Source organism: Bradyrhizobium canariense, assembly GCF_018130465.1.
GTDB lineage: Bacteria > Pseudomonadota > Alphaproteobacteria > Rhizobiales > Xanthobacteraceae > Bradyrhizobium > Bradyrhizobium canariense_C.
Genome location: NZ_JAFCKJ010000002.1, coordinates 289,287 through 303,748, shown reverse-complemented (window position 1 = coordinate 303,748; position 14,462 = coordinate 289,287). Strand labels below are relative to the sequence as shown.

The 14,462-nt window shown below is 65.1% G+C and carries 16 protein-coding genes; 4 read left to right on the top strand and 12 right to left on the bottom strand.

Translation table 11 applies throughout. The features are described 5' to 3' along the window. Positions 1 to 3 precede the first annotated feature (3 nt). On the top strand, positions 4 to 450 hold the full coding sequence (nikR, locus tag JQ591_RS05745; protein ID WP_211395061.1) for a nickel-responsive transcriptional regulator NikR: 447 nt from the start codon (positions 4 to 6) through the stop codon (positions 448 to 450). Positions 451 to 602: 152 nt separating this feature from the next. Here nikR and JQ591_RS05740 read toward each other — a convergent pair whose 3' ends face one another. Next, positions 603 to 1,550 (bottom strand): hydroxymethylglutaryl-CoA lyase, encoded by a 948-nt coding sequence (locus tag JQ591_RS05740; protein ID WP_211395060.1) that lies wholly within the window; start codon positions 1,548 to 1,550, stop codon positions 603 to 605. Continuing rightward, complete coding sequence (locus tag JQ591_RS05735; RefSeq protein ID WP_211395059.1) at positions 1,547 to 2,740, bottom strand: CaiB/BaiF CoA transferase family protein; 1,194 nt, start codon at positions 2,738 to 2,740, stop codon at positions 1,547 to 1,549. The genes JQ591_RS05740 and JQ591_RS05735 overlap by 4 nt, the downstream gene beginning before the upstream one ends. A 287-nt stretch (positions 2,741 to 3,027) precedes the next feature. On the opposite strand from JQ591_RS05735, the gene JQ591_RS05730 reads away from it, so the two are divergent. Beyond that, entirely contained in the window at positions 3,028 to 3,768 is a 741-nt protein-coding gene (locus JQ591_RS05730) for a sulfate transporter family protein (RefSeq protein ID WP_211395058.1), read from the top strand. Positions 3,769 to 3,774: 6 nt separating this feature from the next. On the opposite strand, the gene JQ591_RS05725 is transcribed toward JQ591_RS05730, so the two are convergent. From JQ591_RS05725 to nth, 3 genes are all read right to left on the bottom strand, one after another. After that, positions 3,775 to 5,403, bottom strand: a complete 1,629-nt coding sequence (locus JQ591_RS05725) for an MFS transporter (RefSeq protein WP_211395057.1) — start codon at positions 5,401 to 5,403, stop codon at positions 3,775 to 3,777. Beyond that, positions 5,390 to 6,529 carry an HlyD family secretion protein gene (locus JQ591_RS05720; protein ID WP_211395056.1) on the bottom strand — a complete coding sequence of 380 codons (1,140 nt, stop codon included), beginning with the start codon at positions 6,527 to 6,529 and terminating at the stop codon, positions 5,390 to 5,392. Before JQ591_RS05720 ends, JQ591_RS05725 begins: the two co-directional genes overlap by 14 nt. Positions 6,530 to 6,613: 84 nt before the next feature. After that, on the bottom strand, positions 6,614 to 7,381 hold the full coding sequence (nth, locus tag JQ591_RS05715) for an endonuclease III (RefSeq protein ID WP_211395055.1): 768 nt from the start codon (positions 7,379 to 7,381) through the stop codon (positions 6,614 to 6,616). A 22-nt stretch (positions 7,382 to 7,403) separates the two neighbouring features. Between nth and JQ591_RS05710 the strand changes: the two genes are divergently transcribed. Both JQ591_RS05710 and JQ591_RS05705 read left to right on the top strand, forming a co-directional pair. After that, positions 7,404 to 7,937: a DUF2244 domain-containing protein gene (locus tag JQ591_RS05710; protein WP_211395054.1), complete on the top strand. Its 534-nt coding sequence runs from the start codon at positions 7,404 to 7,406 to the stop codon at positions 7,935 to 7,937. Positions 7,938 to 7,993: 56 nt separating this feature from the next. Further along, positions 7,994 to 8,890: a methylated-DNA--[protein]-cysteine S-methyltransferase gene (locus tag JQ591_RS05705; protein ID WP_211395053.1), complete on the top strand. Its 897-nt coding sequence runs from the start codon at positions 7,994 to 7,996 to the stop codon at positions 8,888 to 8,890. A gap of 89 nt (positions 8,891 to 8,979) precedes the next feature. On the opposite strand, the gene JQ591_RS05700 is transcribed toward JQ591_RS05705, so the two are convergent. From JQ591_RS05700 to dnaJ, 7 genes are all read right to left on the bottom strand, one after another. Then, positions 8,980 to 9,603 (bottom strand): 2,3-bisphosphoglycerate-dependent phosphoglycerate mutase, encoded by a 624-nt coding sequence (locus JQ591_RS05700; protein WP_211395052.1) that lies wholly within the window; start codon positions 9,601 to 9,603, stop codon positions 8,980 to 8,982. A gap of 80 nt (positions 9,604 to 9,683) precedes the next feature. Then, the gene (gene dapB / locus JQ591_RS05695) at positions 9,684 to 10,499 is read right to left on the bottom strand and encodes a 4-hydroxy-tetrahydrodipicolinate reductase (RefSeq protein ID WP_211395051.1); all 816 of its coding nucleotides are present in this window, start codon (positions 10,497 to 10,499) and stop codon (positions 9,684 to 9,686) included. A gap of 232 nt (positions 10,500 to 10,731) precedes the next feature. Next, positions 10,732 to 11,043 (bottom strand): DUF1330 domain-containing protein, encoded by a 312-nt coding sequence (locus tag JQ591_RS05690; protein ID WP_211395050.1) that lies wholly within the window; start codon positions 11,041 to 11,043, stop codon positions 10,732 to 10,734. Between the two features lie 22 nt (positions 11,044 to 11,065). Beyond that, on the bottom strand, positions 11,066 to 11,776 hold the full coding sequence (gene pyrF, locus JQ591_RS05685; RefSeq protein ID WP_211395049.1) for an orotidine-5'-phosphate decarboxylase: 711 nt from the start codon (positions 11,774 to 11,776) through the stop codon (positions 11,066 to 11,068). Between the two features lie 6 nt (positions 11,777 to 11,782). Further along, positions 11,783 to 12,361, bottom strand: a complete 579-nt coding sequence (locus JQ591_RS05680; protein ID WP_211395048.1) for an NADPH-dependent FMN reductase — start codon at positions 12,359 to 12,361, stop codon at positions 11,783 to 11,785. 57 nt (positions 12,362 to 12,418) lie between these two features. Then, entirely contained in the window at positions 12,419 to 13,018 is a 600-nt protein-coding gene (locus tag JQ591_RS05675; protein WP_211395047.1) for a class I SAM-dependent methyltransferase, read from the bottom strand. Positions 13,019 to 13,106: 88 nt separating this feature from the next. Beyond that, on the bottom strand, positions 13,107 to 14,237 hold the full coding sequence (dnaJ, locus tag JQ591_RS05670) for a molecular chaperone DnaJ (protein WP_211395046.1): 1,131 nt from the start codon (positions 14,235 to 14,237) through the stop codon (positions 13,107 to 13,109). Between the last annotated feature and the right edge of the window lie 225 nt (positions 14,238 to 14,462).

Here is a 14,462-nt window from a genome sequence, read left to right as displayed (position 1 = left end):
CTGATGCAGCGGATTACGATCACGATCGAGGACGATTTTCTGGCGGAGATCGACGCTGCGGCGGAAGCCCGCGGCTACCAGAATCGGTCCGAGATCATTCGCGACCTCGCGCGTGCCGGCTTGCAGCAGAGCAGCGAGGACACCGCACAGACCGGGCCCTGCGTCGCCGGCCTCGTCTATGTCTACGACCACGCCGCGCGCGATCTCTCAAAACGCCTGGTGCAGGAATTCCACGGCCACCACGACCTCGCGCTGGCAACCCTGCATGTCCATCTCGACGACAACAATTGCATGGAGATGACGGCGCTGCGCGGTGATGCCGCCGAGGTCAGGCATTTCGCCGACCACATCATCGCCGAACGCGGCGTCCGCTACGGCCGCGTGGTGATGATCCCGACGGGTGAAGCGAAGCCGGCGAAGGTGCGGAAGCACGGGCACCGGCATGAGTGACTCTTCTCCCTCTCCCCGCTTGCGGGGAGAGGGTTGGGGTGAGGGGGACTCTCCGCGGGGGCGGTAGCAGTTGGACTCGTGGAGAGTCCCCCTCACCCGCCGCGCGTTCCGCGCGTCGGCCTCTCCCCGCAAGCGGGGAGAGGCGAAGGAAGTCACGCCGCCTTCGCCGCACTCCCACACGGCAGGCCTGCCCGCGCCACCCCGCCATACAGCGTTTCGTTCGGCATTTCCTCCCGCAAGATCCTGCGCACCGAAATCAGCTTATCCAAATCGATCCCCGTCGCAAAACCCTTGCTCTCGCACAGGAACACGAGATCCTCGAACACGACGTTGCCGGTCGCGCCGGGAGCGAAGGGGCAGCCACCGAGGCCGCCGAGCGAGCCGTCGAGGATGCGCGCGCCTTCGTCGAGCGCCGCGGCCGCGTTCGCGATGCCCATGCCGCGGGTGTCGTGCAGATGGATGCAGATCGGCTTTGACCCTGCGAGCTTCACCGCGGCGCGCGTCAGCTCCGCCACCTGCTTCGGCCCGGCATAACCGACGGTGTCGGCGATGCCGACGAAATCGACACCAGCCTCCAGGCATTTGTCGACCAGCCGCAGCACTTCTGCAGGGTCAACCGCCCCGGTGATCGAGCAGCCCAGCGCCATCGAGATCGCCGCGTTCACGAGCGGCTTGTGGCTGGTGGCATCACGCATTTCGCACAGGCGTTTCAGATTGGCGATCGCGGACTCGCGCGAACGGTGCGCATTGGCCTGGCTGTGCTCTTCCGTTGCCGAGACCACCGAGGCGATCTCGCCGACGCCGGATTCCAGCGCCTCGTTCACGCCGCGCTCGTTGAGCGCAAGCGCGATGCCATGCGCGCCGGGCAATGAAGCGACGGTCGCGACGACGTCACGAACATCGACGAATTGCGGAAAAGTCTTTGCCGGCAGGAACGAGCCGACCTCGAAATGCCGCACGCCGGCGGCATATTCCTCGCGCACCCAGCGCTGCTTGGCGTCGGTTGACGGAATTTTCTTCACGAGCTGGAGCCCGTCGCGCAGGCCGACTTCGCGCAGGCTGACGCGTTCTGCGGGGTAAATCTCCTGAATCCGGCTCATGCGCGCCTCCCTGTTGTTTTTGACGTGACGTCTTCATTTTCATTGTCGATCTCGGCGCGAACGGCCGCAGTGTCGGCGCCGAGCAGCGCGACCTTCAGGCCTTCGCCGATATTGCTGCCGTTCCACTCGATCGGCAGCGCCGGCACCCGGAACGGCTTGCCGTCGGCAGTGATGTTGTTGACGAGCCCGCCCGGCCGCAGCACATGCGGATCGGCGAAGAGATCCTCGGGCCGGTTGATCGGCGAGAAGCAGATGTTGAGCGCATCGAGCCTCTGCGACAGTTTTGCCGCGTCCCACTGCCTGATGATCCCGGCGGCGCGCGGAATGATCCGCCCGCGCGCCAGGATGCGATCGGTCGTGGTGCGCAAGGCGGGATCATCGAGGAATTCAGTCAGGCCGAACTCGCGGCAGAAGCTCTGCCAATGGCCTTCGGTGACGACGCCGATGAAGATGCGCTCGCCGCCGGCGGTCTCGAAGATGTCGTAGATCGGCCAGGCATGCTCGCGCTCCGGCATCGAGCGCGGCTTGTTGCCGGTCATCTCGTATTCGACCATGTGCTGGGCGACCAGGAACAGGCAGTTCTCGAACAGGCCGATGCGGATGTCGGCGCCGTCGCGTTTTCCCCCGCGCTTCTGATAGAGCGCCGCGAGGATCGCGATCACGCCGAACATACCGCCCATGATGTCGTTGGCAGACGAGCCGACGCGCTGGGGCTTTTCGCTGGTGCCGGTCATGGCGGCAAGGCCCGCCATCATCTGCACGACCTCGTCGAGCGCGGGGCGGTGCTCGTAGGGACCGGAGAGAAAACCCTTGTGGCCGGCGATGATCAGATCCCGATGCCGGCGGCGCAATTCGTCCGCGCCAAGCCCCTGCTTCTCGAGCTGGCCGTCGCGAAAATTCTCCAGGAACACGTCGGCCGTCGCCAGCAGCCGGTGCATGGTGTCGCGATCCTCAGGCTTCTCGAAATCCAGCACCACACTGCGCTTGCCGCGGTTGAACAACGGGAAGAAGGCGGTGCCCATGCCCCCCAGGCTGCGGGTCTTGTCGCCCGCCGGCGGCTCGACCTTGATCACGTCGGCTCCGAGCTGCGCCAGGATCATGCCGCAGGTCGGACCCATGACCATGTGGGTCATCTCGACGACCCGCACGCCCGCAAGCGGCAATCCGGCCACCGATTCTTCCATCGCCATATGCGCCTGTTCCTTTGCCCGGCTGGTTCCGCTTGCCACGAGCCTAAGCCTTCACAGGCCTTCTGAAAATATATCTCACCGAACGTGATGTGGCCCTCCCCGTCGGAACGGGAAGAGGGGGAGCGCCGCCCGCATCACGCCGCCATCAAATTCTGCAACGCCGCACCATGGGGACGCCGAGTCAATCCGACCATCAGCGGGGCCGCCGCGCTGGTGCCGCCGATCTCCCTTGCCGAAGCGGCCCGGGGTGTCTACCTCTCGCGGGTGATTTCGTGAGAGGAACTCCCATGCTTGATGCCGCCGTAAAGGCGCTGTCGCAAATGATCTCGCCGCCGATGCGCTCGATCCTGTGGCGGTCGATCGGCGTCGCACTGGTGCTGATCATCGTGCTGGCGATCGGCTTGCAGCGGCTCCTGAGCTGGTTTGCGACCTATGGTGAGGCCTGGCTGGAGGGCCTGCTCGGTCCGGGCTGGCACTCATCGCTCGAGGTGTTGTCCTGGATCATTTCGATCGCCGCGGGCCTCGGCGTCGTGTTCGGGGCTGTGTTCCTGATGCCCGCGATCACCTCGCTGGTGGCGAGCCTGTTCGTCGACGACGTCGCCGACATCGTCGAGCGCGAGCACTATCCGGCGGAGCGGCCGGGCGTCGCGCTGCCGTTCAGCCAGGCGATCTACGAGGGCGTCAAGACCGCGCTGCTGACGATCCTGGTCTATCTGGTCGCGTTGCCGCTGGTACTTTTCGCCGGCGCCGGTTTCCTGGTCTTCTTCCTCGCCACGGCCTGGCTGCTCGGCCGCGAATATTTCGAGCTCGCCGCGATGCGCTTCCGTTCGCCGGAAGAAGCCAAGGCGATGCGGCGCGACAATGCGGCGACCATCTTCACCGCGGGCCTGTTCATCGCAGCCTTCGTCTCGATCCCGATCGTCAATCTGGCGACGCCGATCTTCGCCATGGCCTTCATGGTCCACATGCACAAGCGGCTCTCAGGCCCGCGGCCCGAATTGATCGAGCCGGCGCGGCAGATGCGGTGACGGCGTCTACGTCAGCGACACCCCGCATTTGCGCAACAGCGTCCTGGCGAAGCCGAACGGCGCCGGCGTGAACGGGCCGGGCGGCGCCCGGGTGACCAGCGCGACGACGCCGAGCGCGGCCATCGCGACCCAGAAGCACAGCCAGAAGCCGTCGATATAGGCGAGCACATTGGCCTCGCGCTGGACGAAGCCTGCGAGCGTACCGACCGCGCGCGCCTGTGCCGAGCCCGCACCATGGGCCGCGAAATGGTCGGCGAGCTGCTTCAGCATGCGGACCACATCGACATCACCGACGCCGAGATTCTGGCCGAGATAGAAGGAATGGACCTGCTCGCGGACGCGCAGCCACGTCCCCATCAACGCCACGCCGATCTCGGCGCCGCCGAGCCGCATGATCTGGATATAGGCGGCAAACGAGGTGGCGCGGCTCGGATCGGAGTTGGACAACAGCGTGATGATCAGCGGCAGCAAGGTCAGCGACTGCCCGATCGCCTGGAGCAGCACGATGCCGGTGAAATCCTCGCGCGCCCAATCATGGCTGAGCTGCGTGCCCCAGAGGTTGGCGGCGGCGAAGCAGGCAAATCCCACGACCACGACCGTCCGCGTATCGAAATGCCGCAGCAGCCAGATCGAGAACGGCACCAGCACGAACATCGGCAACGCACCATAGGTGAGCAGCAGGAGGCCACTCTGCTCCGGCCTGAGCAAGGCGATGGCGGCGAGGAAATTCGGCACCAGCGAGGCGTTGGACAGGCTGGTCAGCGTGTAGAGCAGGATCAAGACCAGCCCCAGACCGATATTGCGCGAGAACAGCACGTTGATATGCGCCCATGGCTGTCGCACCAGGGCCTCGTTGACGAGGAAGCCCGCGCACAGCACCGCGCCGGCAGTGATCAACGCCATCACCGTCCCCGACCCCAGCCAGTCCAGCCGATTGCCCTGGTCGAGCCCGGCATAGATCATCGAGACGCCGGCGCCGAGCAGCAGCATGCCGCCCCAATCGGCCTCGCGCAGCAAGGCGCGATTCACCGGTTCGTTCGGCGTGCCGAGATAAACCATCAGGCCCATCAGGGGCGCGATCACGACGCTCTGCCAGTACAGCCATTGCCAGCCGAGATGGTCGACATAGAAGCCGACCAGCGAGCTCGACGTGTCCAGAGCGAAGCCAACCCGGATTGAATAGATCGAGATCGCCGGGAGCCACCAGCGGATCGGCAGATTGCGGAACACGATCATCAGCGTCGCCGGCACGAAGGTACCGAGCAACTGGCCATGCACGACGCTGAGCGCGAGCAATGTCGGATAGTCGTGCACGAACGGGATGATCAGCGATATCGCGGCATAGACGAGGCTGGGGATGCCGAGCACGCGGCGCAGGCCGAACACGGTGGCAAGCCAGGCCACCGCGGGCGCGATGAAGATCTGCGAGCCGATGCCTGCGGTGGAGAGCCAGGCGCCCTCGTCGAACGAGAGCGAGAACGCGCCGCGCAAATCGGGCAGGCCAACCGTGGTCAGGCGGCTGTCGAAATTGGCGAGGAACGAGCCGAGCAGCACCGCCGCCACCGCGAACAAGGGCTGTGACGCGACGCCGCCGCGCGAAACCGGTCCGCGACTGGAATCGTCACTTTCCGTCATTCGCGGCCTTCGTGCCGATGCTGGTGACGACCGACATGCCCGGCACCAGCCGCGCCAGCAGTGGCTGGTTGTCGTCGAACTGGATGCGCACGGGAATGCGCTGCACGACTTTGGTGAAGTTGCCGGTTGCGTTGTCCGGCGGCAGCAGCGCGACCTGCGCGCCGGTCGCGGGCGCAATGCGCTCGACCCGGCCGCGCAGCTTCTCGCGCGGGAAACTGTCGACGGTGATCTCGACCGGCTGGCCCGGTGCGACGTGAGTGAGCTGGGTCTCCTTGTAATTCGCGATCACATAGACCTTCGGCAACGGCACGACGTTGATGAGGTTGGTGCCGATGTTGACGTAGTCGCCGGGCTGGACCTGCCGCTCGCCGACGACGCCGTCGAACGGCGCCGATACTTTGGTGTAGCCGAGCTTGAGCTTCGCACTCGCCAGCGTCGCCTTGGTCGCGTCGAGATCGGCGGCGCGCTGCTTCTTGGTGCCTTGCAGGACTTCGAGCTGGTGCTGCTGGGCCGCGATCGCGGCGAGGCTCGCGCGCACGTCGGCCTGCGCCTTGGCGTAGCCTGCGACCGCCTGCTCGAACCGTTGCCGCGTGCCGGATTCGGTCTGCGACAGGGACTGCTGACGCTCCTGCTCCTGCCGCGCCTCGACCTCCACGGCTTCGGCCGAGAGCCGCGCAGCCTGCGCCTGCGCGATCGTCGCATATTGCAGCTCGATCTGATTGGCCAGATTGTCGAGCACGGCTTGCGCGGCGGCGACCGACGCTTCGGACTGCGCGACTTGCGCCTCATAGTCGGCAGGATCGATCTGGATCAGGAGATCGCCGGCCTTGACGCGCTGGAAGTCGGTGACCCCTACGGTCAGCACTTCGCCGGAGACGCGACTGGCAAGCCGCGTCAGCTCGGCGCGCACATAGGCGTCATTGGTGGTCTGGACCACTGCGTTGCCGACCCATTCGTCGAAGCGCTGCGTTGCCAGCGCCACGAAGCCGAGCGCGACGATCACCGCGAACAGCGGGATCGCGAGCCGGCTCCAAAGCGAGCTCGCCGGTGGCTGTGAGGGCTTGGGCGGAGGGGCCGGTGCCGCGGCTGCCGGCGATGACGGTACAATCTGTTCCTGTTGACTCACGACATCACCCAACCTGCTTCGTTCTCACCGCCGTCTTTCCGGAACGGTCCGAACGAACCGAATCTGGAAAGACGTGGCCGTTGCTCAGACCGTCTTCTCCGGCCACCGGCAGAGATCGTTGATCAGGCATACCTCGCAACGCGGCTTGCGCGCGAGGCAAGTATAGCGGCCATGCAGGATCAGCCAATGATGGGCATGCAGCATGAACTCGGCGGGGATCACCTTTTCGAGACCAAGCTCCACCTCCAGCGGCGTCTTGCCGGGCGCAAGTCCGGTCCGGTTGCCGACGCGGAAGACATGCGTGTCGACGGCCATGGTGTGCTCGCCGAAGGCCATGTTGAGCACGACGTTGGCGGTCTTGCGCCCGGCGCCGGGCAGCGACTCGATCCCGGCGCGCGTGCGCGGCACCTCGCCGCCGAACTCGCTGAGCACCTTCGCGGACAACGCAATGACGTTCTTGGCCTTGGTGCGGTAGAGGCCGATGGTCTTGATGTACTCGCGCAGGCGTTCTTCGCCGAGATCGAGCATCTTCTGCGGCGTGTCGGCGATCGCAAACAAGGCGCGCGTCGCCTTGTTGACCCCGGCATCGGTCGCCTGCGCCGACAGCACCACGGCGACCAGCAGCGTGAACGGATTGACGTGCTCGAGCTCGCCTTTCGGCTCCGGGTTGGCCTTGCGGAAACGACTGAAGGCCTCGTGAACCTCGGGCGGCGTCCAGGGTTTCATGGCCTTAAGTGATTTGGCCTTAAGTGATTTCTTGGCGGGGGCCTTCGGCTTCGCGACGGCCGCTTTCGCCTGTTTCTTCGGCACGGGCGCTTTGCGCGGGGCCGGCTTGCGGGTGATTTTCGCCATGATCGGGATATACTGAGGGACGATGAGCACAGGCAACGAAATTGAGCGCGAACGATCTGGAAGCGAGGCCGAGCCTCAGATCTTTTCCGCGCGGCTGACGCCGCACCGCTCGCTGAACCGCACCGGCTTCCTCGCGGTGATGCTGTTCCTGAGCGCCGTCAGCTTCGTCACCGGCCTCGTCTTCCTGATGATGGGCGCGTGGCCGGTGTTCGGCTTCTTCGGCCTCGATGTGCTGGTGATCTGGTGGGCCTTCAAGGCCAATTTCCGCGCGGCGCGGGCCAGCGAGGAGATCGTCGTCACGCCATCTGAATTGCGCGTGCGGCGCGTCAGCCAACACGGCCAAATCGTCGAGTGGACCTTCAATCCGCTCTGGGTCCGGCTCGACACGGAAATCGACGAGGATTTTGGCATCGAGCATCTCTATCTGATCTCGCGAGGTCACCAGATCCAGATCGCCCGCTTTCTGGGGCCGGACGAAAAGGCAAGTTTTTACAAAGGCTTGGTTGAGGCATTAAATGCCGCCAAGCGCGGTCCGACCTACAATCCGGTCACCTGATTTGCAGATCGGAAATCGGGTGGTTTCAAAGCCTCCCCTCTCCTACATTTCCAGTCATGATGACACTCGCGATACATGACCAGCGCCTGGCCGGGCCGGGCTCCCAGAACGCCGCGTTGCGCGACTATGATTCCGTGCGCCGGGCGATCGCCTTCATTTCCGAAAAGTGGCGCGCCCAGCCGACCATCGAGGCGATGGCGGATGCCGCCGGCGTCACGCCGGACGAGTTGCACCATTTGTTCCGCCGCTGGGCCTCGATCACGCCGAAGGCCTTTATGCAGGCGCTCACGCTCGATCACGCCAAGGGCTTGCTCAGGGACTCCGCAAGCATCCTCGATGCGGCGCTCGACTCCGGCCTTTCGGGTCCGGGCCGGCTGCACGATCTCTTCGTCACGCACGAAGCGATGTCGCCGGGCGAATGGAAGAACGGCGGCGCGGGTCTCATCTTGCGCTATGGCTTCCATTCCTCGCCGTTCGGCACGGCGATCGTGATCGCAACCGACCGCGGCCTCTCCGGTCTCGCCTTCGCCGATCCCGGCGAAGAGAAGGTCGCGCTCGCCGACATGACGCGGCGTTGGCGGAACGCGACTTACGTCGAGGATCACGAAGGCACCGCACCGCTGGCGCAGCGCATCTTCGATACAAAACTGTGGCGGCCGGATCAGCCGTTGCGCGTGGTGATGATCGGCACCGATTTTGAGGTGCGGGTGTGGGAGACGCTGCTGAAGATCCCGATGGGCCGCGCGGTGTCCTATTCCGACATCGCCTGCAACATTGACAGCCCGAGGGCTTCACGCGCCGTCGGCGCTGCCGTCGGCAAGAACCCGGTCTCGTTCGTCGTGCCCTGCCACCGCGCGCTCGGCAAGAGCGGCACGCTCACGGGCTATCACTGGGGCATCACCCGCAAGCAGGCGATGCTGGGCTGGGAGGCCGGGCAGCTGGGGGTGCAGTAGGTCGTTCGCAAACTGCCTCCAAATGGTCGTCCTGGCGAAAGCCAGGACGACGCCGAGTGTTTGGCGGGCTCCGTCGCGCGCGAACGTCTTTACCCCGCCAGATCCAGCTTCGATGCCACCGTCGAATCCGCATTGAGGCGGTAGATGATCGGCACACCCGTCGCGAGCTCGCGCTTCAGAATGCCTTCGGGCGAGAGCTTTTCCAGCACCATGATCAATGCACGAAGCGAGTTGCCGTGGGCGGCCACGAGCGTGCGCTTGCCGTTGAGCACGCCCGGCAAAATCTCCTGCACGTAATACGGCAGTGCTCGCGCGAGGGTGTCCTTCAGGCTTTCGCCACCGGGCGGCGGCACGTCGTAGGAGCGGCGCCAGATCAGTACCTGGTCCTCGCCCCATTTCTTGCGGGCGTCGTCCTTGTTGAGGCCGGAGAGATCGCCATAGTCGCGCTCGTTCAGCGCGAGGTTCTTCATCGTCGGCAGGCCCTTCTGGTCGAGCTCGCCGAGAATGAGATCGAGCGTGTGCTGTGCGCGCGTCAACACCGAGGTGTAGGCGACGTCGAACACGAGGCCCTGCGCCTTCAGCTTGCGGCCGGCTTCGGTTGCCTCCTTCACACCAAGCTCGGTGAGGTCAGGATCCTTCCAGCCCGTGAACAGGTTCTTCAGATTCCATTCGCTCTGGCCGTGCCGCACCAGCACGAGAAGACGTTCGCTCATTGACTGCTTTCCGTTTTGTTCGTTGCTTAAGCATGATCTTGTCGGAAAACCGCTTCACACTTTTCCGGATCATGCTTCGTTCAGATGTCAGACAGGCCGAGCACGTCGGCCATGGAGTAGTGCCCCGGCTTCTTGCCATGCGCCCAGAGCGCCGCCTTCAGCGCGCCGTGGGCGAACAGCATGCGATCCTCCGCGTGATGCGACAGCGTCATACGCTCGAACGGGCCGAGAAAGATCACGCTGTGATCGCCGGCCGCGGTGCCGCCGCGCAAAGACGCAAAGCCGATATCGCCGGGCTTGCGCGCGCCGGTGATGCCGTCACGGCCGCGATCTGCATGCTCGTCGAGCGCGATGCCGCGGCCGCTAGCAGCCGCCTGGCCCAGCATCAGCGCCGTGCCCGAGGGCGCGTCGACCTTCATGCGATGATGGGTCTCGACGATCTCGATGTCGAAGCTCGCATCGAGCGCCTTGGCGACACGGTTGACCACGGCGGCGAGCAGATTGACACCCAGGCTCATATTGCCGGACTGCACCACCACCGCGCGGTTGGTGACGCTCTTGATCACGGCGTTGTCGGAGCCCGACAGCCCGGTCGTTCCGATGACGTGCACGAGGCCGCGCTCGGCGGCAATCGCGACATTGGCGAGGGTCGCCGCGGGCACGGTGAAATCCAGAATGCCGTCGGCGTCCTTCGACAACGCCCAGAGATCGCCGGAGAGTTTTATGCCGTTGGCCGGCAGGCCTGCGAGCACGCCGGCATCCTTGCCGAGCAGCTCCGAGCCCGGCGCCTCCAGCGCGCCCGCCAGCACCGCGCCTTTGGTCTCGGCAATCGCCCGCGTCAGCGCCCGGCCCATCCGGCCGCCGGCTCCAGCAACAATCAAGCGCATGTCGGACATGGTGTGATCCTCTCACGGCCGTTGTAGCGGGGGGACGCAGTTCCGGCAACCGAGGGGGATTAGAAGCAGGTCGCCTGCGGCCATCCTTCGAGACGCCCACCTGCGGCGGGCCCTCAGGATGAGGTCGCGTCTTGCGGCAAGATATCAGACCCTCATGGTGAGGAGCCCGCCAAAGCGGGCGTCTCGAACCATGCGGCCCCAGTCCGTTTGGGGAGGGTCAGAAAAGATCGCTTCAACCGTCTGACGGCTGCGGGCCGTCATAGCCCTCGATGATGATGAGGTCGGCGATGGAGTGCGGCTGGCGCACCTTGATGTTGGCCTGGTATTCCGGCGAATTGTAGCAGGCGATCGCGGTCTCGTAGTCCGGGAATTCGATCACGACGTTGCGGGTGCGGCTGGCGCCTTCGACGGTGGTGAACCTGCCGGCGCGGACGACGAAGCGGCCACCCCATTTCTTGAAGATCGGACCATTGGCGACAGCGTAGGGCTTGTAGCCCTCGTCACTGCTCACGTCGACACGCCCGATCCAGTAGCCCTTTGCCATTGTTCTTCTCCCTTGTTGTTGGTCAGCCAAGTGCCTGCGCGACCTCGGCCTGGATGGCTTCCGCGATCGCCTTGGGGTCCGTGGCTTCCACCACCGGCCGCCCGACGACGAGATAGTCCGCGCCGGCCGCAATCGCGCGGCCCGGCGTCATGATGCGTTTCTGGTCGCCGCTCGCCGCGCCGGCCGGCCGGATGCCGGGGGTGACGAGGCTCATCTGGTGGCCGACGATCTTGCGCAAGGCTCCGACTTCCTCGGGCGACGAGACCAGCCCGTCGATGCCGAGCACCTGCGCCTGCTGCGCGCGCGCTTCGACGAGCTCGGAGACACCGAGCCGGAAGCCTGCCGCGTGCAGATCGTCCTCGTTGTAGGAGGTCAGAACAGTGACGGCGAGGATCTTCAGGTTCGAACTGCCGCGACCTTCGACGGCACCCTTCATGGTCTGCGGATAAGCGTGCACGGTGAGGAAGGTCGCGCCGAGCCTGGTGATGCTCTCGACGCCCTGCGCCACGGTGTTGCCGATGTCGTGCAGCTTGAGATCGAGAAAGACCTTCTTGCCCTTGTCAGCGAGCTTGCCGACCAGCGGCAAGCCGCCCGCATAAGCGAGCCGGTAGCCGATCTTGTAGAAGGTGACGCTGTCGCCGAGCCGGTTGACCATCGCTTCGGCGGCATCAACGCTGGGCAGATCGAGCGCGACGATCAGGCGGTCTTTCGGGGCAATCTCGGCTGGCGTCATGTCACCTCACATCATGCGTTGGGAAACGTCGATCAATTGCCGCACCAGTTCCTTCAACGCGGCGATATCGCCCTCGTGCTTCAGCCTGTCCATATCGTCATAAGCCTGGTCGGCAAAGGCGAGCGTCAGCTGGCTGGCAATCACATTGGCGTGGCAGGAGGTCAGGATCAGCCGCAACGCCTGCAGCGCGCGAGCCGCGCCGAGCCGGCTCTGCGAGGCGCCGGCGAGCGCGAAGACGCGGTTGCGGAACACCTCGCCGCGCGGCTCGTGCAGCTCATGCACGCGGCTGACCCAGTCGATCGCATTCTTCAGCAGCGGCGGCACCGAGGCATTGTATTCGGGCGAGACGATCAGCACGCCATGATGCGCGCCGATCATGCGCTTGAGATTGATCGCGTGCTTGGGCACACCGGACTTGGCCTGCAGGTCGCCGTCATAGATCGGCAGCGGAAAATCGGCGAGCGAGATGCGGGTGACGTCGACACCGGCCTGGTCGAATTCATAGGCGGCGACCGCTGCCAGCTTCGCATTGTGCGAGCCGGTGCGCAGCGAGCCGGGAATGATCAGGATTCTGGGTGCGGACATCCGATCCAATGCGTTCGGCGAAACGAGCCCGCCACGCAAGGAAGAATGCCGGCGGAATTAGTGCTTGCGATACACCCAGACGCGGGCCGGCGGAAGGTTCATCCAGATCCGTTCCGAGGCCTCTGTGGACACGCCGGGCAGCGATTTAGGAATCGGCGGCACCACCGCGTACGTGAACTGGACGAAGGGCGCGCCGGGCGCGAGCGCCGTAAAGGCGTCGCGGATGAGCCGCAGCCGCGTCAGCATCGGTTTGGTGACCAGCGGCAGGCCCGAGACGACCGCTGATGCCGGCGCGCTCAAGACGTTCCAGAGCGTGTCACGCAGGCGATAGGCATCGCCCTGCACCACCTTGGCCTGCGGATAGCGGTCGCGCAGCAGGGCGCAGAAGCCCGGATTGTATTCAACGAGGACAAGGCGCTTCTGGTCGACGCCACGCTCGACCAGGGCCGAGGTGATGGCGCCGGTGCCGGGCCCGAGCTCGACCACCGGTGCGTCCGAATTGACGTCGACGTAATGGGCCATGGTCCGGGCCAGCAGCTTGCCCGACGGCATCACCGCGCCCATGTGGAGGGGCTTTTCGATCCATGACCGGAGAAAACGCACCTCGTCGTCGAGACGGGGCTTCTTCAACGCACGCGCGGACGATGGCAATGGCATGTCGGGACCGGCCGGGACCGCGTGACCGCGGCGTGTCAGAAAATGGTCATAAAGACGTATAGGCCGAAGGCGGCACGGTCAAGACGCGTCAACTCGCCCGATTACCGAAGAAATCCTTGACCTTGGTGAAGAAACCCTCGGATTCCGGCTGGGTGTTGCCGGAGGAGAGCTTTTCGAACTCGGCCAGCAATTCCTGCTGCTTCTTGGTGAGATTTTGCGGGGTCTCGACCACGACCTGAACGTACATGTCGCCCATCTGGCGCGAGCGCAGCACCGGCATGCCTTTTGATGCAATGCGGAATCGGCGGCTGGACTGGGTCCCGGCGGGGACCTTCACCTTGGTCTTGCCCTTCTCGATGGTCGGCACCTCGAATTCGCCGCCAAGCGCCGCCGTCACCATCGAGATCGGCACACGACAATGCAGATCGGCGCCGTCGCGCTGGAAGAACTGGTGCTGAGCCAGCGACAGGAAGATGTAGAGGTCGCCGGGCGGGCCGCCGCGGACCCCGGCCTCGCCCTCGCCGGCGAGCCTGATCCTGGTGCCGTCCTCGACGCCCGGGGGAATGTTGACCGACAGATTCCGCTCGCGGGTGACACGCCCCTGACCCGAGCAGGACGGGCAGGCGTCCTCGATCATCTGGCCGCGGCCCTGGCAGCCCGGACAGGTCCGCTCCAGCGTGAAGAAGCCCTGCGACTGCCGTACGCGTCCGGCGCCGCCGCAGGTCGAGCAGGTCTTCGGCTTGGTGCCGGCCTTGGCCCCGATGCCCGAACAGGCCTCGCAGGTGACCGAGACCGGAATCTCGATCTGCGCGGTCTTGCCGCCAAAAGCTTCCTCGAGCGTGATTTCCATGTTGTAGCGCAGGTCGGCGCCGCGCTCGCGGCCGCCGCGGCCGCCGCGCTGTCCGGCCATGCCGAACAAATCTTCGAAAATGTCGGAAAAAGAGGAGGCGAAGCCCGCGCCGAAACCGGCACCGCCGCCGCCCTGCTCGAAGGCGGCATGGCCGTAACGGTCATAGGCGGCGCGCTTGTCCTTGTCTTTCAGGACCTCGTAGGCCTCGTTGATTTCCTTGAACTTGACTTCGCTGGTGTCGTCCCCGGGATTGCGGTCGGGGTGAAACTTCATCGCCAGCTTGCGGAACGACGATTTCAGGACGGAATCGTCGGCATCGCGTTCGACTTCGAGGGTTTCGTAATAACAGCGCTTGGTGGACGTGGACATGATGAGCTCGGTCTATCCGATCGCGATTCAAGTCGGAGCGAAGCAACGTCGCCATGCGACGATATAAGCAGCCCTCCGCCTCGCGGCAGAGGATTGCACGGCAGCGTTCAGAATAACGGATGGGAATTGATCGATCGTAACGGGGCCGATTTCAACAGAGCCTTCTTGAGAGTCCTGGCCCGTCGAGCCCGACACGATGGCCTCCCCCGCGAGGGAGGAGGCCGT